Annotated in this window: 21 protein-coding genes; 17 read left to right on the top strand and 4 right to left on the bottom strand. The window is 69.2% G+C overall.

What is annotated here, in order from left to right:
• From VGF12_RS22620 to infA, 5 genes are all read left to right on the top strand, one after another.
• On the top strand, positions 1–2,139 hold a 2,139-nt coding region (locus tag VGF12_RS22620), incomplete at its 5' end, for a TonB-dependent receptor (RefSeq protein WP_331178303.1).
• A 266-nt stretch (positions 2,140–2,405) separates the two neighbouring features.
• Positions 2,406–3,542 (top strand): porin, encoded by a 1,137-nt coding sequence (locus tag VGF12_RS22625; protein WP_331178304.1) that lies wholly within the window; start codon positions 2,406–2,408, stop codon positions 3,540–3,542.
• Positions 3,543–3,821: 279 nt separating this feature from the next.
• On the top strand, positions 3,822–4,493 hold the full coding sequence (gene trhA, locus VGF12_RS22630) for a PAQR family membrane homeostasis protein TrhA (RefSeq protein WP_331178305.1): 672 nt from the start codon (positions 3,822–3,824) through the stop codon (positions 4,491–4,493).
• 313 nt (positions 4,494–4,806) lie between these two features.
• On the top strand, positions 4,807–5,025 hold the full coding sequence (locus VGF12_RS22635; protein WP_331178306.1) for a hypothetical protein: 219 nt from the start codon (positions 4,807–4,809) through the stop codon (positions 5,023–5,025).
• 87 nt (positions 5,026–5,112) lie between these two features.
• Entirely contained in the window at positions 5,113–5,361 is a 249-nt protein-coding gene (gene infA, locus VGF12_RS22640; protein WP_331178307.1) for a translation initiation factor IF-1, read from the top strand.
• A gap of 19 nt (positions 5,362–5,380) precedes the next feature.
• On the opposite strand, the gene VGF12_RS22645 is transcribed toward infA, so the two are convergent.
• The 4 genes from VGF12_RS22645 to dmeF form a co-directional block, all read right to left on the bottom strand.
• Positions 5,381–7,027 carry an acyl-CoA synthetase gene (locus VGF12_RS22645; RefSeq protein ID WP_331178308.1) on the bottom strand — a complete coding sequence of 549 codons (1,647 nt, stop codon included), beginning with the start codon at positions 7,025–7,027 and terminating at the stop codon, positions 5,381–5,383.
• A 76-nt stretch (positions 7,028–7,103) separates the two neighbouring features.
• Positions 7,104–8,213 carry a threonine aldolase family protein gene (locus VGF12_RS22650; protein ID WP_331178309.1) on the bottom strand — a complete coding sequence of 370 codons (1,110 nt, stop codon included), beginning with the start codon at positions 8,211–8,213 and terminating at the stop codon, positions 7,104–7,106.
• A 157-nt stretch (positions 8,214–8,370) separates the two neighbouring features.
• Positions 8,371–9,159, bottom strand: coding sequence for a fibro-slime domain-containing protein (locus tag VGF12_RS22655; protein ID WP_331178310.1), 789 nt, complete (start codon positions 9,157–9,159; stop codon positions 8,371–8,373).
• A gap of 182 nt (positions 9,160–9,341) precedes the next feature.
• On the bottom strand, positions 9,342–10,295 hold the full coding sequence (gene dmeF, locus VGF12_RS22660; protein WP_331178311.1) for a CDF family Co(II)/Ni(II) efflux transporter DmeF: 954 nt from the start codon (positions 10,293–10,295) through the stop codon (positions 9,342–9,344).
• Positions 10,296–10,407: 112 nt separating this feature from the next.
• On the opposite strand from dmeF, the gene VGF12_RS22665 reads away from it, so the two are divergent.
• From VGF12_RS22665 to VGF12_RS22720, 12 genes are all read left to right on the top strand, one after another.
• On the top strand, positions 10,408–11,085 hold the full coding sequence (locus VGF12_RS22665) for a DUF3348 family protein (protein WP_331178312.1): 678 nt from the start codon (positions 10,408–10,410) through the stop codon (positions 11,083–11,085).
• Entirely contained in the window at positions 11,082–13,586 is a 2,505-nt protein-coding gene (locus VGF12_RS22670) for a hypothetical protein (protein ID WP_331178313.1), read from the top strand. Before VGF12_RS22665 ends, VGF12_RS22670 begins: the two co-directional genes overlap by 4 nt.
• Positions 13,579–14,244 carry an OmpA family protein gene (locus tag VGF12_RS22675; protein ID WP_331178314.1) on the top strand — a complete coding sequence of 222 codons (666 nt, stop codon included), beginning with the start codon at positions 13,579–13,581 and terminating at the stop codon, positions 14,242–14,244. The genes VGF12_RS22670 and VGF12_RS22675 overlap by 8 nt, the downstream gene beginning before the upstream one ends.
• Entirely contained in the window at positions 14,244–14,780 is a 537-nt protein-coding gene (locus VGF12_RS22680; RefSeq protein ID WP_331178315.1) for a DUF2894 domain-containing protein, read from the top strand. Before VGF12_RS22675 ends, VGF12_RS22680 begins: the two co-directional genes overlap by 1 nt.
• A gap of 33 nt (positions 14,781–14,813) precedes the next feature.
• A complete protein-coding gene (locus VGF12_RS22685) occupies positions 14,814–15,494 on the top strand; it encodes a glutathione S-transferase family protein (protein ID WP_331178316.1) in 681 nt (226 codons plus the stop codon).
• 149 nt (positions 15,495–15,643) lie between these two features.
• Positions 15,644–16,567, top strand: a complete 924-nt coding sequence (locus VGF12_RS22690; RefSeq protein WP_331178317.1) for an N-acetylmuramoyl-L-alanine amidase — start codon at positions 15,644–15,646, stop codon at positions 16,565–16,567.
• Between the two features lie 9 nt (positions 16,568–16,576).
• Entirely contained in the window at positions 16,577–17,590 is a 1,014-nt protein-coding gene (locus tag VGF12_RS22695) for an ABC transporter permease (protein WP_331178318.1), read from the top strand.
• Between the two features lie 4 nt (positions 17,591–17,594).
• Positions 17,595–17,813: a hypothetical protein gene (locus VGF12_RS22700; protein ID WP_331178319.1), complete on the top strand. Its 219-nt coding sequence runs from the start codon at positions 17,595–17,597 to the stop codon at positions 17,811–17,813.
• Positions 17,806–18,708, top strand: coding sequence for an ABC transporter permease subunit (locus VGF12_RS22705; RefSeq protein WP_331178320.1), 903 nt, complete (start codon positions 17,806–17,808; stop codon positions 18,706–18,708). Before VGF12_RS22700 ends, VGF12_RS22705 begins: the two co-directional genes overlap by 8 nt.
• The gene (locus VGF12_RS22710; RefSeq protein ID WP_331178321.1) at positions 18,708–19,658 is read left to right on the top strand and encodes an ABC transporter ATP-binding protein; all 951 of its coding nucleotides are present in this window, start codon (positions 18,708–18,710) and stop codon (positions 19,656–19,658) included. The genes VGF12_RS22705 and VGF12_RS22710 overlap by 1 nt, the downstream gene beginning before the upstream one ends.
• Positions 19,651–20,610 (top strand): peptide ABC transporter ATP-binding protein, encoded by a 960-nt coding sequence (locus tag VGF12_RS22715; RefSeq protein ID WP_331178322.1) that lies wholly within the window; start codon positions 19,651–19,653, stop codon positions 20,608–20,610. Before VGF12_RS22710 ends, VGF12_RS22715 begins: the two co-directional genes overlap by 8 nt.
• Before the next feature lie 158 nt (positions 20,611–20,768).
• Positions 20,769–21,460 (top strand): TonB-dependent receptor plug domain-containing protein (locus VGF12_RS22720; RefSeq protein WP_331178323.1); only part of this gene is annotated, 692 nt, incomplete at its 3' end.

Below are 21,460 nucleotides of genomic sequence, written 5' to 3' on the forward strand. Positions count from 1 at the left end.
CTCAACCAACCCTTCGGCGACGTGGTGAGCTGGGACCTCATCCCCAAGGCCGCCATCGCTTCGATCACGCTCAACCCCGGCTCCAACCCGCTGTTCGGGCTCAACACGCTGGGCGGCGCGCTGACGGTGCAAACCAAGGACGGCCTGAAGAACCCCGGCACCTCACTGCAGGCGACGGCCGGCTCGCACGGCCGCGGCGCGGTCGAGTTCGAGCACGGAGGCAGCACCGCAGAGGGCACGCACTGGTACGCCGCCAGCAACTGGTTCCACGAACGCGGCTGGCGCACCGATTCGCCCTCCAACGTGGCCCAGCTCTTCGGCAAGCTGGGCCACCGCATCGGCGACACCGACGCGGCCCTGACCGCTTCGTTTGCGGACACCCGGCTGCACGGCAATGGCCTGCAGGAGCAGCGCTTCCTGCAGCGCGACCGCGCCAGCGTCTATACGAAGCCCGACATCACGAAGAACCGATCGGCCCTCCTCAACCTCGCGTTGTCGCAGGCGCTCAACTCGCAATGGACGCTGAGCGCAAATGCCTACGCCCGCCACATCGGCACCCGCACCTACAACGGCGACCTCAACGACGACGCACTGGACCAGTCTCTCTACCAGCCCAACGCCACCGAGCGCGCCGCGTTGACGGGCGCGGGCTACACCGGCTTTCCCACCTCGGGCGAAACCGCCGCCACCGCGCCATTTCCGAAATGGCGCTGCATCGCCCAGGCACTGCTGCGCGACGAGCCGGGCGAGAAGTGCAACGGCGTCATCAACCAGACCCGCACACGCCAGAGCAACTACGGCGTCACTGCCCAGATCGGCTACGACGGCCCGCTTTGGGGCCTGCCCGCCCAATCCCTCATTGGCGCAGCGGCGGACTTCAACCGCAGCCACTTCCTCCAGAGCGCCGAGCTGGGCTACCTGAACGCTGACCACAGCATCACCGGTGTTGGCGCCTTTGGCGACGGTGTGACGGGCGGCGACGTGGACGGCGCGCCGTACGACACCCGCGTCGACCTGTCAGGCCGCGTGCGCAATCTCAGCCTCTTCGCCAGCACCGTACTCACCGTCGCAAACGGCACCCATCTGACGCTGTCCGGCCGCTACAACCGCGGCACGGTGCGCAACCGCGACGCCATCACCCCCGGCGGCGGCCCCGGCTCGCTGGACGGCGACCACCGATTCAGCCGCCTCAACCCCGCCATCGGCCTGACCTTCACGCCGACAGCCGGCGTCAACGCGTGGGCGGGCGTGAGCCAGGGCAGCCGCGACCCTTCTGCGATCGAGTTGGGCTGCGCCGACCCGGCCAACCCCTGCAAGCTGCCCAACGCATTTGCCGGCGACCCGCCGCTGAAGCAGGTTGTGACGACGACGATGGAGGCCGGTGTGCGCGGCGGGGGCACGGGCCAGCCGCTGACGTGGAGCCTGGGCCTGTTCCGCTCCGACAACCGCGACGACCTGCTGTTCGTCGCCGACAACGCCGCCGGCTTCGGCTACTTCAAGAACTTCGGCAAGACGCGCCGCCAGGGCGTGGAGCTGGGCCTGAGCGGCCAGCCCGCCAAGGGACTGGCGGTGGGTGCCAACCTGACCCTGCTGGACGCCACCTATCGCACCGCCGAGGTCGTCAACGGGGCGTCGAGCAGCGCCAACGACGCGGCCCGGTCCGGCCTGCCCGGCGTCAATGGCACGCTGGCGGTCCGCCCCGGCGACCGCCTGCCGCTGCTGCCACGCCGCATGCTCAAGCTCTACGCCGACCTCGACCTCGGCGACGCCTGGTCCCTGGGCGCCGACGCCGTCGCGATGGGCCGCGCATCGGCACGCGGCAACGAGAACGGCCTGCACCGGCCCGATGGCGTTTACTACCTCGGGCCCGGCCACAGCGCCGGCTATGCGGTGCTCAACGTGAACGCGGCCTGGCGGCCGACGAAGGGGCTCAAGCTGTTTGCGCAGGTGACCAACCTACTGGACCGCGCCTACAGCACCGCCGCCCAGCTCGGCCCCACGGCCTTCGACGACGCAGGCAACTTCCAAAGCCGCCCCTTCCAGCCCAATGCCAATGGCGAGCGCCCGCTGCGCCACGCCACCTTCTACGCGCCGGGCGCGCCGCGCAGCGTGTCGCTGGCTTTGAAGTACAGCTTCTGAGCCGACTCCAGGCCATGCGCCTGGGTTAGTCCTGGGAGGCTGCTGCGCGCTGCCACAACCGCGCTGCAGCGCGGCGCACCACGTCCCTGTGGTCGTGCGACGCACTGCCTACGGCAAGACCCGCGTGAACGTGCCAGCACGGCACGCACGGGTGTCACTGCTGCGCCGCTCCGCAACGGCCGCACGGCGACGCCGCTCCAGGGCGGCACTGGCACAGGCCTTGCGCAAAGGGCTGCGGCCACATCCCACCCAACGGAGACAACACCATGCACATCACACAACGCCACACGCTGTTCATCGCCGCCGCCCTCACCGCCGGCAGCGCCCAGGCCGCCGACTTCAAAGCCGGCGAATGGGACATCGGCCTCGGCGGCATCGTCAACGCCTACTACACCCACACCAGTTGTTCCGGCTCGCAGGCCATTAGCGGCCTGGCGCTGGCCAGCCAAGCGCTGGGCTGCGGCGGCACCACGGGCCGCACCGTCGTCGGCAATGGCCTGCTGCCCAACGCCCTCACCACCACGGCCAAGACGCGCCAGGAAGGCTTCGACATCGGCGCCACGCTGATGATCGGCGCGGCTGTCTCATCTGGTGACGCCATCTCCAACAACAGCAACGTCGACGTCCGCCAGGGCTTCTTCACCCTCGGTAACGCCGACATGGGCACCCTCAAGCTGGGCCGCGACTACGGTCTGTTCGGCGCGCCCGCCATCCTCGGCGACATGACGCTGATCGGGGCCGGTGCACCCGTCAGTGCCACGCAGCGCAACCGCGTCACGCTGGGCCATATCGGCTCCGGCTACACCTACCTCGGCACCTACGGCCAGGTGGCCTACACCCTGCCCACCACCGGCGGCTTCTCGGCCACCGTCGCGTTGATGAGCCCGGTGGACGCCAGCGGCACCAGCTTCACCGGCCGCAGCTCACCCCAGCTGCAGGCCCAGGCTTCGGTTGCCTTCAACGGCGGCAAGGTGTGGCTGGGCTTGAAGAACCAGAAGTTCGAAGGCCCCGCCAACGCCGGCTTCACGATGAACGGCGTGGAGGTGGGCGGCAGCATCACGGCTGGCGCGCTGGGCTTCGCGGCGAATGTGCAAAGCGGCAAGGGCCTGGGCGTGCTGTCCGACGGTGACAGCGGAAACCGCAAGCAGACCAATGTGCTGCTGCAGGCCACCTGGCAGGCCACGGCCAAGACCAAGCTGGGACTGAACTGGGGCGAGAGCCGGCTGAAGGACGGCACCTCCAGCGACCTGCGCAGCAACACCAACGTGACGGCAGGGCTGTACTACGGCCTCACCAAGAGCGTCACGCTGGTGGGTGAGCTGAGCCGCACAACATCCAGGCCGGTGACGGGTGAGCAGGCCAAGATGACCGGCGTGGCGCTGGGGGGCATCGTGTTTTTCTGACGGCGTGGCCGTAGGCGGCGCAGCGGTGCGCTGCCTACCCGCGCGAGGGGCCGCTCAAGCGTCGACAAGGCGTGCTGCCGATCTCCAGCAAACTTGCCCAGGGCTGCCCGAGTTCGACGACGCAGCTGGCTGGACCTGCTGGAAACCTGACACACATCAATACCCGCGCCAACAGGACACGCCCGCTGCGCCGGCGGGCCTCCTCGCAGGGGTTGCCGAATCGTCGCCGCGCGACGGAGATGGCATGCTTCGCACTTCCCCTTGCAGTTCCCGCAAACCATGCCCCGCACCCGTCCCCTCGCCGACCGCCCGCAGACCCTGGGCGAAGAGATTGCCAACGCCATCAGCCATGGCCTGGGCGCGCTGCTGGCTGTGGCGGCGCTGCCGGTCCTGGTGATCCAGGCCATGGACCGCGGCAGTGTGGCGGACGTGGCGGCGGCAGCCATCTTTGCGGCGACCGCCATCCTGCTGTACGGCATCTCGGCGCTGTATCACGCGCTGCCCGCATCCCTGGCCGACGGCCGCGTGAAGGCCTGGTTGATGCGGCTGGACCATGCCGCCATCTACGTGTTCATCGCCGGCAGCTACACCCCGTTCACCCTGGGCGTGCTGCACACCGGCCCGGGCTTGACGCTGTTCATCGCCGTTTGGGCCGCGGCAGCCTTCGGCGTGACGATCAAGCTGCTCAACCGGCTGCGCCACCCCATCGTCTCGACACTGCTGTACCTGGCCATGGGCTGGGTCGTGGTGTTCGCCATCGGGCCGCTGGTGGAGCGCATGCCCGCGACCGGCCTGGCGCTGCTGGTGGCAGGGGGATTGAGTTACACGCTGGGTGCGGCGGTCTTCCTGCTGGACAACAAGCTGCGCTACGCGCACTTCGTGTGGCACCTGTTCGTGCTGGGCGGCAGCGTGTGCCACTTCTTCGCGGCGCTCTGGTACGCCTACGGCTGAACGCCCGCGCCGCGTGCCGTGCAGGCCTGCCGGCGTGGGGGGATTGACACGGCTGGTAGACTAGCACCCATAGATTCGCGCAAGACCGTTTCCTTAAGGTCTTATCTGCAGCCCCGCTGGCCACCCCCTGGCCCCTTCTCGCGAGCGGCTCGCTTCAGCCAACTCCCGGTGAGTGTTCTTGAGTGTTTCTGTCTCCGCTCGGCGTGAGCTGGCGGAGGGTTCGCTGCACGCGCTGAGCGTGCCCTGGGCGCCCCGCGCCCCAACGGCTGCAGCCGGCAAAGACCGGCACCGCAGACAAAAGAAGAAAAACAACATGAAGAAGAACAAGAACTTCGAGGTGGGACGCTACCTGGTCTCGCCCATGACCCAGCCACGCGATGGCGGCGGTTTCGATGCCCTGGTGTCGATCCGCTCCGGTCGCGGCATGGCGAGCGTGGACCGCGTCATGCGTTTCACGCCGCAGTTCCTCAGCCCGCAGGCGGCCTTGAGCTATGCCCGGGCGGAAGGCCTTGCCTGGGCGCGCTGCCATTGAGCAGCGCGCGCGGTCCAGGGCCACAAATCACGCCGGCAGGGCCTCGTGCCCGGCCTCTTGCCTAATCTTTGCAACGGAGTCCCACACTTGGCCAAGGAAGAACTGATCGAAATGCAGGGCGTCGTGGACGAAATCCTGCCCGACTCGCGTTTCCGCGTGACGCTGACGAATGGCCACAAGGTCATCGCCTACACCGGCGGCAAGATGCGCAAGCATCACATCCGCATCCTGGCCGGCGACAATGTGTCGCTGGAGATGTCGCCCTACGACCTGAGCAAGGGCCGCATCACTTTCCGCCACCTGGGCGGCCCCCGCCCCTCGCCCGCGGGCCGCTGAGCCCCCGGGGCCGGCGCCGTCACTCGATGGCGCTGGTGGACTTGGCACGCTCGCGCAGCACGAACTTCTGGATCTTGCCCGTCGAGGTCTTGGGCAGTTCGGCGAACACCACGCGCTTCGGCACCTTGAAGCGCGCGAGCTGGCTTCGGCAGAACTCGACGATCTCGGCCTCGCTCACGGTGAAGCCGGGCTTGAGTTCGACGTAGGCACAGGGCACCTCGCCCCACTTGGCGTCGGGCAGCGCCACCACCGAGGCCAGCATCACGGCCGGATGACGGTGCAGCACATCCTCCACCTCGACGGAGCTGATGTTCTCGCCGCCCGAGATGATGACGTCCTTGCTGCGGTCCTTGATCTTGATGTAGCCGTCGGGTTGCACCACGGCCAGGTCGCCGGTGTGGAACCAGCCGCCGGCGAAGGCCTCCTCGGTGGCCAGCGAGTTCTTCAGGTAGCCCTTCATCACCACGTTGCCGCGGAAGCAGATCTCGCCCATGGTCTCGCCGTCGGCGGGCACGGGCTGCAGGGTGTCGGGATCCAGCACCGTGACGGCCTCCTGCAGCGGGTAGCTGACACCCTGACGGCCGTTGAGCCGGGCGCGCTCTGGCGCGGGCAGGCCGGCCCAATGCTCCTGCTGCACGCACACCGCCGCCGGGCCATAGACCTCGGTGAGGCCGTAGACATGGGTGATGGCCAAACCCGCGGCCTCGCAGCCCTCGATGACGGCGGCCGGCGGCGGCGCGCCAGCGATCAGGCCTCGGACGACGCGGTTCAGCTGGCCCCGCACGTCGGCCGGCGCGTTGATCAGCATGCCGTAGACGATGGGCGCGCCGCACAGGTGCGTGACACCATGCATGTGCATGAGCTGCCACACCAGGGCCGCGTCGACGCGGCGCAGGCAGACGCTGGTCCCACCCACCAGGGCCATGGTCCACGGAAAGCACCAGCCGTTGCAGTGGAACATGGGCAGCGTCCACAGGTAGACCGGATGGTCGGACAGTTGCCAGGCGATGACGTTGTTGGCCGCGTTGAGGTAGGCACCGCGGTGATGGGTGACGACGCCCTTGGGGTTGCCCGTCGTGCCCGAGGTGTAGTTCAGCGCGATGGCGTCCCACTCGTCGGCAGGCAACTGCCAAGGGGCCTGCGGGTCGCCCTCGGCCAGCAGCTCCTCATAGGTCAACGTGCCGAGGCGCGGTGCCTCGGGCGCGCCGCTGTCCAGCACGTCGATGACCAGTGGACGGTGGCGCGGTTCCACGGCCTGCAGCGCGCGGCCCACGACCGCTGCAAACTCCGGGTCCACCAACAGCACGCGCGCCTCGCCGTGCTCCAGCATGAAGGCGATGGCCTCCGCATCCAGGCGAGTGTTCAGCGTGTTCAGCACGCCGCCGGCCATGGGCACGCCGTAGTGGGCCTCGAACATGGCTGGGGTATTGGGCAGCATTGCCGCCACCGTCACGCCGGGACCGACACCGTGCCGGGTCAGCGCGCTGGCCAGGCGGCGGCAGCGGGTCTCGGTTTCGCGCCAGGTCTGGCGCAACTCGCCGTGAATCAGCGCGACGCGCTCTGGAAAGACAGCCGCGGCACGGCCGAGGAAGCTCAGCGGCGACAGCGGCACATGGTTGGCAGCGTTCTTGTCGAGGCCGATCTGGTAGGGGCTGGTACGGGTCATGGGTGTTCCTGGACTGCAAACAACTGCAGCCAGCTTAGGTCCAAGTGCTTACGCGGAAGCTGACAAGCCGCCGCGTTCAGCGCCGCACCAACGCCATGGCGGCCCGCCAGGCGGTCACCCCATCGGCGTCGACCCAGTCCCGGGCCGCATCGCCGATGACGATCTCCACCATCGCGCCCCCTTCCAGCACATGCGACGCGACGGCCCTCGCGCCGAGCCAGAAGCCGTCGCGGCGCGCCATCTCCAGCATCGCCTCTCGCAGCCCGGCCGGATCGGCCGGCAGGTGCAGCTGGAAGGCATTGACATGCGGCACCTCGGGCGAGACCCGCCAGCCGGGCTCGGCCGCGAGCCGGGCGGCCAGTGACTGGGCGCGCTGGCGGCTGGCCGCCATCTCCGGGAGGCGGCGGCGCAAGCCGTCGCGAGCGGACAGCACGAAGGGATACAGCGTGAATACATTGCCGGCCAGCCGCGTCTTCCACGGCGCCAGGTTGTCAACCATGGCCTGTGGCCCCGCGAGCACGCTGCCCGCCAGTCCGCCCAGCCCCTTGTAGAAGGACACGTAGACGGAGTCGGCCAACGCAGCGATGTCAGCCAGCGTGCGGCCGAAGTGCGGCGCAGACTCCCACAGCCGCGCGCCGTCGATGTGCAGCTTCACGCCGTTGCCGCGGCACCAGGCGCTGATGGCGACGAGCTCCTCCCACGCGGGCAGTCGGAAGCCGCCGCGGCGCAGTGGCAGCTCCACCACGACGACGGCGGGCTTCTCGGGCAGGTCGGCGAGGTCGGCGGCCGTGAACGGCGCGTCCGTCGCGCCGACCGCCAGGCCGCGCAGACCCATCAGTGCCTCCAGTGCACCGGCCTCGTCGATTGCGATATGGCTTTGCGGATGCAGGGCCACAGGACCTGCACTGCCATCGCCGCACCACACGCGCAGCGCGGCGAGCTGGGCCGCCACGCCTTTGTGGAAGAAGCTCGCGGCGGGCTTGCCCAGCAACGCAGCAACGTCCGCCTCCAGCGCCTGCAGCACCACGCCGTCGCCGTAGACGTCCAGCGGCTGCGCCGCCTCGGGCAGTTCGGCCAGTGCGAGCAGCGACTCGCGCATGGTCCGCAACGGCCGATGACCGCTGAGCCAACGGCTGCAGCCATTGCGCAGCTCGATCTCGGCGTGGGAGGGTTTGATGGCAGGCATGTCAGAGGGTCATGATCTGTGCGGGGCAAGCACCGGGTCGGCAGGGACCGCATGCTCCTCGCCGGGCGTGCGACTCTATGCCTGGCAGCCGGGGGCGCGATGGCGGCGAAAAGACAAACGGCCACCGAAAGGTGGCCGTCCTGCTGAGCGCAACAACTCAGGCGCGGCGGCGGCGCGCAAAGCCGGCGGCGAGCAGCGCGCCGGCCGCCAGGGCCAGCGACGCGGGTTCTGGCACCGTGTTGGGATCCACCGAGGCCAGCTTCAGCGACGTCGTCATCGTGAAGTTGGAGCCGGTGGTATGGCGCTCGGCCTGGAACACGTCCAGCGTGTAGCTTCCGCCATCCGTGAGGCCCAGGGTCGCGGCCATGGCGTTCAGGTCGACGCTGCCGCCGATCGCGCCATGCACGCCGCCAAGGTCGATGGCAAGGACGCCGTTGATGAACACCCACACGTCGTCGTCACCGCTGAAGGCGAAGGTGTCGTTGTTGGAAGCCTTGTAGGTGAACGCGGTGTGGAACTCGGTCGTGAAGCCGAAGTTGTGACCATTGAAGTTGTTCTGCGCCAGCAGTTGCCCATCGATGGGGAAGAAGTCGTTGCTGCTGAACTGGTAGGTCGTGGGCGTGATCTGGTCCAGCGTGATGGTGATGCTGCCCGTGCGGTTGACGGTCGGGTCGTCGTGATACCACTGGTAGAACGACGCGGCGCTGCTCACGCTCGGGTGGTTGCTCGACAACACTGGCTTGCCGTCGGGGCCCAGCGTGCTCTGAACGATGCCTTGGGCCGAGGACAACGAGTTCTCGAAATCGACGTGGCCGGCGACACCGTTGAAGGTGCTGCCCCAGGCGTTGAAGTCGCGAATCGTGCCTGTCAGCGTGATGGGCGCGGCCTGCAATGCCAGCGGCAGGGCTGCAGCGGCAGCCGTGATGAGAGAGCGCAACTTGGACATGTTGATCGCAAAAGTCAGGAATGCGCTGCGAGACGCAAAACCGGTGCCACGATCATTATTTCCTTTTAAATCAATAACTTGCCCAAACAAACTCACGCCCTGTCGACCTTGGTGTCAAGGTCTCCGACACCTGTCTCGGCGTCGATCGCGGTCCGTCAAGGCCCGATCCGCCCGTCAGACGCTCAAGGCGTTGCGCACCGATTGATCTCGACGGTCGCGTGAACAATCTCCTCGTGCACGGCCAGCCACTCGCGCACCTGGCGCGGCGTCAGCTGCGTGTCGTGGGTGACGAGGCTGAGTGCGCAGGCGTACGTGGCGCGGCCAACGCGCCAGACATGCAGGTCGGCGATCAGCGTCTCGCCGGCCGCGCCGCGCTCGGCGACGACCTCGCGGATCTCTTCGACGACAGGGTGGTCCATCTCGCGGTCCAGCAGCACCTTGGCCGTGTCGGCGATCAGGCCTTTGGCCCAAAGGGCCACGATGATGGCGCCGACGATGCCCATCACCGGGTCCAGCCAGGCCCAGCCCAGCCACCAGCCGCCGGCCAGCGCTGCGATGGCGGCCACGGAGGTGGCGGCGTCGGCGATGACGTGCAGGTAGGCCGACTTCAAGTTGAGGTCGTGGTGGTGGTCATGGTCGTGCCCGTGATCGTGCCCATGGTGGTGGCCGTGATCATCGTGATGCGCGTTGCCGAGGATGAGCGCGCAGCCCAGGTTGACCAGCAGGCCCAGCACCGCGATAGCCATGGCCTCGGGGTAGTGGATGGGCTCGGGCTGCAGAAGCCGCTCGACCGAGCCGTACACCATCAACGCGACGATGACGAGCAGGAACACCGCGCTCGCGAAACCGCCGAGCACCTCGATCTTCCAGGTGCCGAAGGCGTAGCGCGGGTCGCGCGCATGGCGGCGCGCAGCGGCGTAGGCGAAGGCGCTCAGGCCGATGGCGACGGCGTGGCTGCTCATGTGCAGCCCGTCGGCCAGCAGGGCCATGGAGTTGTAGAACCAACCCGCGACGATCTCGACCACCATCATCGCGGCGGTGATCCACATCACCCTCCGCGTGCCGCGTTCAGCGGCCGCGTTGCCGGTGTCAAAGACGTGATCGTGCCTCCATTCGGCGAGGTCGTGGGTATGCATGGACGGCATTCTGCGCCGCCCGCCGGGTCCGGGCAGGCGGCCCATGCCGACAGGCTCACTAAAATCCCGCCCTTTTTCCTCGCGCGCCCGCACGGGCGCGCCGGACCTTCCGATGCCCGCAACCCCACCGCCGCAACCCGCGTCCGAGCCCCTGGCCCGGTTGCTGCTGCAATGGGGCGTGGCACCGCCGCCGTCGCTCCCCGTGGCCGAACGCCTGGGCGGCTGGCTGGGCTGGGCGGATGCAATCGGCCTGTCGCAGGTGCTGGCCACCGCGCCGGCCACCGCATGCAACGACGCGGCCCACCGCGAGGCGCAAGACTGGGCCGGCGCTGCACTGGAGCGGCTGCAGGTCGAACTCGCAGCCGCTTTCGACGACGCCCTGCTGGCGCGAGAATCCGCCGAGGCCGCACCAGACGGCGTCCCGCTGGCCGACCTGCTGGCCCCCTACCGGCTGCACCACGCGCAGCAGCAACGCGGGATGGCCGCCCGCATCGCCACGCTGCGCGAACGGCTGCGCCCGCGTCTGGCAGAGTCCTCCGGCGCCCTGGCCCGTCTGGCCCAGCTGGACGCGCTGTTCGAGCGCGCCATCGTGGCCCAGGAGCGCGCCCTGCTGGGCAGCCTGACCGCGCTGCTGACCCGCCGCGCGCAAGCCCACCACGCCGCCGACCCGCGCCGCTGGCGCGTCCGCTTCTGGGCCGACCTCCAGCGCGTGCTGCGCGCCGAGCTCGACCTCCGACTCCAACCGGTGCAGGGGCTGATCGAAGCCCTGCACGACGATGCCCCCCGATGAACCGTCTCCTGAACGCCCTCTACCCCTTTGCGCTGGCCGCCGGCTTCGCAGGCATTGCCGGCGCCGCACTGGCCGCCGCCCGCCACCATCCCGTGGCGCTGGCGATGACGCTGTTGATCGCGGCCTTCTTCGGGCTGGGCGTGATGGAGCTGCGCGCCTTCCGCCGCGCCACCCGCGAGCTTGACGCGGCACTGTCTGCCGAGCCCGGCCCCGCCTGGGTCGACGGCCTGCCTGCCATGCTGCGCCCCGCCGTACTGCAGCGCCTGGAAGGCCAGCGCACGGCGCTGCCCGGCCTTGCGCTGGCGCCGGCCCTGGCCGGACTGCTGGTTTTGCTGGGCATGCTGGGCACGTTCATCGGCCTGGTCATCACGCTGAGCAGCACCGCCTCGGCGCTGGGGCAGACGGCCGACCTCGCCGCGCTGCGCAATGCGCTCGGCGCACCGGTGCAAGGCCTGGGCCTGGCCTTCAGCGCCAGCGTGGCGGGCGTGACGGGCTCGGCCATGCTGGGCCTGATGGTGGCTCTGGCGCGGCGCGAGCGCGCGGCCACGGGCGCGCGGCTGGACGCAGCACTGCTGGACCGGCTGCGCCCGCTGACGGCCGTGCACCGCCGCGCCCTCGAACAGCAAGCTGCAGAGGCCGCCGCCGTGCAAGCCGCACGGCAGCACCAGCACGACCTCGTCGCCCAGCTGCAGCAGTTCTCGCAGCAGATGGCCGAGCAGCTCGCGACTCAGAACGACCGCTTCCACCGCGAGACCAGCCAGACCTACACGGCGCTGGCCACCAGCGTGGACGCCACACTGCGCGCCAGCCTGGCCGAAAGCGCCCGCCTGGCCGGCGCCGCGATCCAGCCCGCTGCCGAGGCCGCGATGGCCGGCATCGCCCGCGAGGCCGCCGCCCTGCACGAGCGCGTGGGCGCGCAGGTCACCGGGCAGCTCGACTCGCTGAGCGCCCGATTCGAGGCCGGCGCGGCTCAGATCGGCCAGCAGGCCGAGGCCGCTGCCAGGGCCCAGGCCGACAGCCTGGCCCACCAGGGCGAGGCCGCACTGAAGCTGTTGGCCGACAGCAGCACTTCGACGCAGCAGGCCGTTGAGCGCCTCAGCGAGCGCTGGACCGCCGAGGCGCGGTCTCTGCTGGCCGCGCTGAACGAGGCCGCGTCGCGCCAACATGCCGCGCAGGCGGAACACGACGCCCAGCACCGCGCGGAGATGCGCGCCGAGGTCGAGGCCCTGAACCAGCAACGCAGCGCCAACGAGCAGTTGCTCGCCCACCAGCGCGAGACCGCGCAGCAGCTGCTGGCCGACAGCGGCGCCCGCGCTCAGGAGGCGCTGACGGAGCTGGCCACCAGCTTCACGGCACAGACGAAGGCTCTGTTGGACCGCATCGCCGACGCACAGGCCCGGCACGCCACGATGCAAGCCGAGCTGGACGCCGAAGCGCGTGCACAGGCCCGCGCCGAGGCCGAATCACTGGCACGGCAACGCGAGGCCAACGAGCAGCTGCTTGCTGCCCAGCGCGAAGCCGCCCAGCAGTTGCTGGCTGCCAGCGGCCAGCGAGCGCAGGATGCGCTGACCGAGCTGACCGCCAGCTTTTCGACGCAGACGCAGGGCGCCATTGCCGCGCTTGCCGAGGCACACACGCGACTGCAAGCGGCCCACACGTCCAACGACGCCGAGCGCCTGGCCCACTGGCGCGCCGAGTTGCAGTCAGCCGGCGCTGCACAACTGGCTCAGCAGCAGCAGCTGGCCGACAGCCTGCTGCAGAACACGCGCAGCCTGGTCGCGCAGAACGAGGCGCAAGCCAGGAGCACGCTGACGGAAGCCGGCGAACTGCTGAAGGCCGCCGGCGAGGCACCTCGGGCCGCCGTGGAGGTGGTTGCCGCGCTTCGCGAGCAGTTGGCCCAGAGCCAGGCCCAGGATCGCGCCGCGCTGGCCGAGCGTGCCGAGCTGATGCAGACCGTGTCCACGCTGCTGGGCTCGCTGCAGCAGGCCGCCGGCGAACAGCGTGCCGCACTGGACACACTGCTGGGCGGCGCCGGCTCGCAGGTCCACGCGCTGCTGGACGGAGCGGCAACGCAGATGACCGCACTGCTGGACAGCACCACCACCCACGTCAACACGCTGACCGCCAGCGCTGCCTCGCAGGTGCAGACACTTCTGGGCAGCTCCGCCATGCAGCTCGAAACGCTGGAGCAGCGCTTCACGGCACGGGTCGACGCGACCGGTCAGGCCCTGGCCGAGGCGGCGACGACCATCGCCGCAAGCGCCGCCGAAATGGGCAGCCTGGGCGAAGGCTTCGGTGCTGCGGTGGAGCAGTTCCAGGGCGCAAACGCGCAGCTGGTCCAGCACCTGGCCGCCCTGGAGGAACGTCTCGCCGGCGCGATGACGCGCAGCGACGAGCAGTTGGGCTACTACGTGGCCCAGGCGCGCGAGGTCATCGACCTCTGCCTGGGCTCACAGAAGCAGGTGCTGGACGCGCTACAGGGGGTCACCGCGAATGGATGAGCCGCTGGAGATCGAGCAGGAAGGCCAGGTTGAAGGTCTTGGCCCGCCCGCCTGGGCGGCCTTCGGCGACTTGATGGCCGGCGTGCTGGGCGCCTTCGTGCTGGTTCTGGCAGCTGCACTGGTGGGTCAGCTGGACCTGGCCAACCAGCTGGAGGCCGAGGTGCAGCAGCGGCAGGCCGAGCAGGCCCGTCGCGAGGCCCTGGAGCGCGCGCTGGCCGGTCCGCTGGCGGACGGCCGCATCACGCTCGTCGAGGGGCGCATCGGCATCAGCGGCGCCGTGCTGTTCGCGACGGGCTCCGACGAGCTGCATGCCGATGGCCACACGCTGCTGAAGAGCCTGGCCGTGCCGTTGCGCACCTATCTCGCGCAGCGAGACGAGATCCTGATGGTGAGCGGCTTCACCGACGATCGGGGCCTGATCGCCGGCAAAGGCGCGCCCCGATTCGCGGACAACCTGGAACTGTCTGCGCAGCGCGCGCTGACGGTGACGCGCGCGCTGATGGCTGAGGGCCTGCCGCCCGACGCCGTATTCGCCGCCGCTTTCGGGCCGCAGCAGCCGGTGGCTTCCAACGTCGACGCGGCCGGGCGCGCGCTCAACCGCCGCGTGGAGATCGCACCAACACCGCGGCCCCGGCGCGCGGCCGCATCGGCGCCTTGATGGACGCGCTGGACGATCCCGTCGGCTGGGTCGCGGCACAAGCGGGGACAGACCCCGTGCGCCGCCGCGTGCTGGACGCACTGGCACGGCGCGCGTCTGCCCAGCCACCGGGAGCGCTGCGTGACCAGCTCGTGGCCCGGCTCGTGCAGCGGGCGAAGGCCGAGCCGGTGGCGCTGCCGGCTCGGAGATCCGCGCAGGCCCCGAGCCCGCTGACTGAACTCGTCGCCGCGCTGCAGGCTGACGCCGGCCCCGAGCTGCGCAACGTACAGGCCCACCGCCGCACTTGGAGCGCGCTGCGGCTGACGCGCCGCATGGCCGAGGTCGCCGCACCGGTGCCCGAGCATCTCGGCCCGCTGAACAGCCAGGTGCTGGTCGCCCGCGCGCTGCAGCAGCTGCAGGACCTGGCGCCGGACTATCTGCAGCGCCTGCTGACCCAGCTCGATGCACTGGCCGCACTGGCGCCACTGCACGCCGCAGTTGAGGTGGACAAGCCGACGCGCCCCGCGGCGAAGAAGTCGGCCGCACGCAAGCGTTAGGGAGGCCTCCGCCCGTTGAAGCCTGGGCGCTGATTGCCGACACTCACGGGCAACGCGGCCATGGCATTGCAGATGACGCCCATCCTCTACTTCTCGCGCAACCCCAATCCGCGCCTGGCAGTCGCCACGGCCAGGCATCTGGGGGCGCCGGTCATCTACGAGTTCGCCGCGCCGCTCGCGCCGGGCCAGGCGGAGAAGTTCCTGCCGCTGAACCCCTCGCTGCGCGTACCCATCCTGGCCGAGGCGGGCGGCTCGCTGTGGGAGGCGGACGCCATCGCCTGCCGGCTCTCGCAGCTGGTGGGCTCGGAGTTCTGGCGCACGGGGACGGAGCAGCCCGACATGATCCGCTGGCTCAGCTGGAGCCGCGACAACTTCATGCAGGCTTGCGACATGGTGCATTTCGAACGCGGCACCAAGCTGCGCTACCGGCTCGGCACGCTGGACCCGACGGAGGTGGCGCGCGGCCTGGCCCGCTTCCGCGAAACGGCCGCCATCCTTGAGGCCCACCTGCGCAGGCAGAACTGGCTGCTCGCCAGTGGCCTCTCCTACGCCGACTTCCGCATGGCCGTCTTCCTGCCCTACAACGACGTGGCGCGCCTGCCGCTGGCCGAGTACCCCGCCGTCGCGGCCTGGCACGACCGGCTGATGGCGCTGCCAGCCTGGGCTACGCCCTTCGAAGGCCTGGACGCACCGGAGCTTCCGTCAGTGGGCTGAGACCCGGACCGGGCGCCACCACGGCCCGTTCAGCCATCACCTGCCGGCATACCCGCTGCGACGTCGGGCATGGATACCTGCGGGCTCACCCGCACAGGCCGCGCGCATTGCGCTGCAACAATCCAACCTCGGCCACCGCCCTCTCGAGCATGAAGTACCTCTCCCGCGTTCTCGCCGCCGTTCCCGCCCTGTTGCTCGCTGCCTGCGCCAGCGTGCCGACGCCGACGGCGACGCCCGCCCCGGCTGCACCCGGCTCCGCCGCGCTGCCCCCGTCGGCGGCCGTCGTGCGCGCGCCCCACATCGACCGCAGCTACACCTCGCAGAACCAGGACAGCCGCGCGCTCTACATCGTGCTGCACTACACCGTGCTGGACTGGGAGAAGTCGCTCAAGGTGCTGACGACCGGCGGCCAGGTGTCCAGCCACTATCTGGTGCGCGACAACCCGGTGGCCAGCTACGCGCTCGTCGACGAGAACCGCCGATCCTGGCATGCGGGCGCCAGCTACTGGGCCGGCAACACCAACCTGAACTCGGCCTCCATCGGCATCGAAATCGTCAACGCGGGCTATGTGGACGGCCCCGGTGGCCGGGTCTACGCCCCCTTCCCGCAGGCGCAGATCGACGAGGTCATCGCGCTGGTGCGCGACATTCAAAAGCGCCACAACATCCGGCCCGAGCGCATCATCGGCCACGCCGACATCGCGCCCGGCCGCAAGCAGGATCCGGGACCCAGCTTCCCGTGGAAGCAGTTCGCCGACGCCGGCATCATCCCGTGGCCGGACGGCCCGCTGGTGACGGTGAAGACGCTCGAGCACGAGGTGGCGCCGCGCGACGTGGCCTGGCTGCAGGATCGCCTCGCACGCATCGGCTACAACGTGTCGCGCTCGGGCCAGATGGACGTACTGACCAAGGAGGTCGTCTCGACCTTCCAGATGAAATACCGCCCACGCGACATCTCCGGCGTGCTGGACGCCGAGACGGCTGCGCTGATCGACGTGGCGTCCACGCCCAGCGCGATGCGCGTCAGCGGCATGTCCGACACCGAGACGCGCCCCTATACCTCGCGCTGGTAAGCACTGCGAATGCTCGGCTTCCTGCTCAAACGCCTGGCCACGCTGGTGCCGACACTGATCGGCATCACCATCGTCGCCTTCGGCCTGATCCGCCTCGTGCCCGGCGACCCCATCGAGGTGATGATGGGTGAGCGCCGGTTGGACCCGGAGGCCCATGCCGCGCTCGTCAAGCGCATGGGCCTGGACCAGCCGCTACCGGTGCAGTACGCCGACTACGTCGGCAAGCTGCTGCACGGCGACCTGGGCCAGAGTCTGGTGAGCCGTGAGCCGGTCAGCAAGGAGTTCGCCGCGCTGTTCCCGGCGACGGTGGAGCTGGCGACAGCCGCGCTGGTGTTTGCGGTAGGTTTCGGCCTGCTGCTGGGGGTCAGTGCCGGGCTCAAGCGCGGCTCGCTGCTGGACCAGGGCGTCATGGGCATGGCCACCGTGGGCTACTCCATGCCGGTGTTCTGGTGGGGGCTGATCCTGATCATGTTCTTCTCGGTGCAGCTGGGCTGGACACCGGTATCGGGGCGCATCGGCATCGAGTACGACCCCGAACGCGTGACCGGCTTCATGTTGATCGACGCCTGGCTCAGCGACGAAGAAGGCGCGTTCAGGTCCGCACTGATGCACCTGATCCTTCCGGCGTTGGTGCTGGGCACCAGCACGCTGGCCGTCGTCGCGCGCATGACGCGCTCGTCGATGCTCGAGGTGCTGCGCGAGGACTATGTGCGCACCGCGCGCGCCAAGGGCCTGTCGCCTCAGCGCGTGGTCGTCGTGCATGCGCTGCGCAACGCGCTGATCCCGGTGCTGACAGTGGTGGGACTGCAAACCGGCAGCCTGCTGGCCGGCGCCGTGCTGACCGAGACCATCTTCTCCTGGCCCGGCATCGGCAAATGGCTGATCGACTCGATCGCGCGGCGCGACTATCCGGTGGTGCAAGCGGGCATCCTGATCTCGGCGCTGACCTTCATCGTGGTGAATCTGGTGGTGGACCTGTTGTACGGCGTGGTGAATCCGCGCATTCGCGGCGGGGGGCATTGATTCCATGGCCCACCTTGAGCGATCCGCCGCTTGCCTGCACATCACGGGTGACGACCTGCAGCGGGAGATGATCTCCATGTCACTCGGCGTTGCTCCGAACACATCGCGACGCATCGGCGAAGGCAACGAAGGCGCCGTGATCGCCCCCCGAATCCTGAAAGCGCTGGGCGAACGCGTCACCAGCCTTGGTCTAGACATCCACGTGCCGACTTCCGATGAATAGCCCAGCCACATCCCTCGCACCCGTCGAGCCACCTGGCCCCTTGCGCGAGTTCTGGCTCGGCTTCGCGGCCAACCGGGGCGCCTTCGTCGCGCTCATCGTGTTCGCCTTGATCGCGCTGGCATCCCTCTTCGCGCCACTGATCGCGCCGCACGACCCCATCGAGCAGTACCGCGACTTCATGTTGACGCCGCCGGTCTGGGCCGAAGGCGGCAGCACGCGCTTCATGCTGGGCACGGACGAGCTGGGTCGCGACATGCTGAGCCGGCTGCTGTACGGCGGCCGCGTGTCGCTGGGCATTGGCCTGGCGGCGGTGACGATGTCACTGGTACCGGGCGTCATGCTCGGTCTGTGCGCGGCCTTCTTCCAGCGCCTGCTGTCGCCCGCCATCATGCGCGTGATGGACATCGTGCTTGCGCTGCCCGCGCTGCTCCTGGCCATTTGCGTCATCACCATCCTCGGCCCCGGCCTGGTCAACACCGTCATCGCCATCGCCATCGGTGCGCTGCCGGGCTATGTGCGACTGACGCGCGCCGCGGCGCTGGCCGAGATCGGGCGCGACTACGTGACGGCCAGCCGCGTGGCGGGCGCCAGCGTGGCGCGGCTGATGTTCGTGACGGTGCTGCCCAACTGCATGGCGCCGCTGATCGTGAACGCGACGCTGTCGTTCTCGTCGGCGATCCTCGAGACCGCTGGCCTGGGCTTCCTGGGCCTGGGCGTGCAGGCGCCCACACCCGAGTGGGGCACCATGCTGTCGGCCGCACGCGACTACATCACCCGCGCGCCCTGGGTCGTCACGCTCCCCGGCCTGACCATCCTCGTCACCGTGCTGGCCATCAACCTGATGGGCGACGGTCTGCGCGATGCGCTGGATCCCAAGTTGAAGAAAGTGTCTTGATGCCGCTGTTGAACATCAGGAACCTCAGGGTCCAGTTCGGCAACTTCCCCGCCGTAGACGGCGTGGACCTGACCCTGGAAGCGAGCGAGCTGCTCGGCATCGTCGGCGAATCAGGTTCCGGCAAGTCGGTGACCATGCTGGCCCTGATGGGTCTCATCGACGCGCCCGGCAAGGTCACGGCCGATGCTGTCGAGTTCCAGGGCCGCGACCTGCTGAAGCTCTCGCCCAAGGAGCGCCGCGCGCTGATCGGCCGCGACGTGGCCATGGTGTTCCAGGACGCGCTGACCAGCCTCAACCCCAGCTACACCGTCGGCGCCCAAATTGCCGAAGTGCTGAAAGCCCACTTAGGCCTGCGCGGCAGTGCGGCGAAGAAGCGCGTCGTCGAGCTGCTGGAGCAGGTGGAGATCCCCGATGCAGCCAATCGCGCCAACGCCTATCCGCACCAGCTCTCGGGCGGCATGAACCAGCGTGTGATGATCGCCATGGCCATCGCCTGCGGCCCCAAGCTGCTGATCGCCGACGAGCCGACGACGGCACTGGACGTGACCATCCAGGCCCAGATCATGTCCTTGCTGCTGAAGCTGCAGCGTGAGCAGGGCATGGGTCTCATCATGATCACGCACGACCTCGCCGTGGTGGCCGAGATGGCCCAGCGCGTGGCCGTCATGTATGCAGGCCAGGTCGTCGAGACGGGCCGCGTGCCGGACCTGTTCGATGCGCCGCGCCACCCCTACACGAACGCACTGCTGGCCGCGATTCCCGAGCACAACAAGGGCGCCACTCGGCTGTCAGCCCTGCCCGGCATCGTGCCCGGTGCGCTGGACCGGCCCACGGGCTGCCTGCTGTCGCCGCGCTGCCCGCGCGTGCAGGACCGTTGCCGCGCCGAGCGCCCGGCGCTGGAGGGCGGCGTGCGCTGCTTCTTCCCCGTCGAGGAGGCTGCGCATGTCTGAATTGCTCTTGGAAGCCACCGATCTGGCCCGGCACTACGAGGTCAGCCGCGGCCTGTTCAAGCCCAAGGCGACGGTCAAGGCGCTGAACGGCGTGAGCTTCACGCTGGCGGCCAGGAAGACGCTGGCGGTGGTCGGGGAATCCGGGTGCGGCAAGAGCACGCTGGCGCGACAGCTGACCCTGATCGAGGCGCCGACGCGCGGCGCGCTGAAGATCCGCGGCACCGATGCCGCCACGGCCGATGCTGCCACGCTTAAGGCTCTGCGCCGCGACGTGCAGATGGTGTTCCAGAACCCCTTCGCGTCGCTGAACCCGCGCAAGACCATCGAGACCACGCTGGCCGAACCCCTGCTGATCAACACGCCGATGACAGCGCCGGAACGACGCGAGCGCGTCGCCGCACTGGCCGCCAAGGTGGGCCTGCGGCCGGAGCATCTGCGCCGCTATCCGCACATGTTCTCGGGCGGCCAGCGCCAGCGCATCGCGATCGCGCGGGCCATGATCCTGAATCCCGGCATCGTCGTCGCCGACGAGCCCGTCAGCGCGCTGGACGTGTCCATCCAGGCCCAGATCCTGAACCTGTTCATGGACCTGCAGGACGAGTTCGGCACGGGCTATGTGTTCATCTCGCACAACCTGTCGGTCGTGGAGCACGTGGCCGACGAGGTGATGGTGATGTACCTCGGCGCAGCGGTTGAGGTGGGCGACAAGAAGCGCCTGTTCGCTTCGCCGCTGCACCCGTACACGCGTGCGCTGATGAGTGCCACGCCGGCGCTGCGCAAGGCCGATCGGCGCGAGCGCATCGTCATCCACGGCGAGCTGCCCAGTCCGCTGAACCCGCCCAGCGGCTGCAGCTTCCACAAGCGCTGCCCGCTGGCCCAGCCGCGTTGCGCGCAGGAAGTGCCGCAGCTGCGCGAGGTGGAAGGCCGACAGGTCGCCTGTCACATGGTTTAGGGACAGCCCCCGGGCAAGGCATAACGGCGACGCATGCCTGCGCGCCATTCCGTCATGCGCGCAGTGTTGCTTGGGTGCCGACTTTCCAGGCTCCGAGCCTCGCGCGTCCCCTCAAGCATCGCAAGAATCTTTGCGATTGGAAATCTGCGGAGACATTCATGAAGTTCAAGACCACACCGGTGAGCCAGGGCCTTGCCTGCCTGTTCGCCCTGATGCAGGGGGCGGCCTTCGCCCAGCAAGCCGAAACCCCGGACGCCGACAAGGCCAAGGCCCAATCGCTGGAGGCCGTCGTCGTCACCGGCATCCGCGCATCCAATGAGCGCTCGCTGTTGATGAAGCGCGACGCCTCCGCCAACGTCGACGTCATCACCGCGCTGGACGTGGGCAAGATGCCCGACAAGAACCTGGCGGACTCGCTCCAGCGGGTCGTCGGCGTGGCCGTGCGCACGGACTACGACGAGGCCGAGAAGGTGTCCATGCGCGGCACCAACCCGGACATGAGCCTGATCCTGTTCAACGGCCACACGGTCAGCGGCGGCGACTGGTATCTGGCCGACCAGAGCAGCAGCAGCCGCTCCACCTCGCTGAGCCTGATGCCTTCGTCGGTGCTGAACGCCGCCACGGTCTACAAGACCTCGCAAGCCAACATCGTCGACGGTGGCCTGGCCGGCACCATCAACGTGACGACGCGCAAGCCGCTGGAGCAGAAGGAACGCTTCGGCGGTCTGATCAGCGCGGGTGGCGTCTATGCCGACCTGCCGGGCAAGACCAGCCCACAACTCAACGCCAGCCTGAACTGGAAGAACGAAGCCAACACTTTCGGCGTCATCGGCCAGCTGTTCGCGGAGAA

Source organism: Roseateles sp. (assembly GCF_036404855.1).
Classification (GTDB): domain Bacteria; phylum Pseudomonadota; class Gammaproteobacteria; order Burkholderiales; family Burkholderiaceae_C; genus Pelomonas.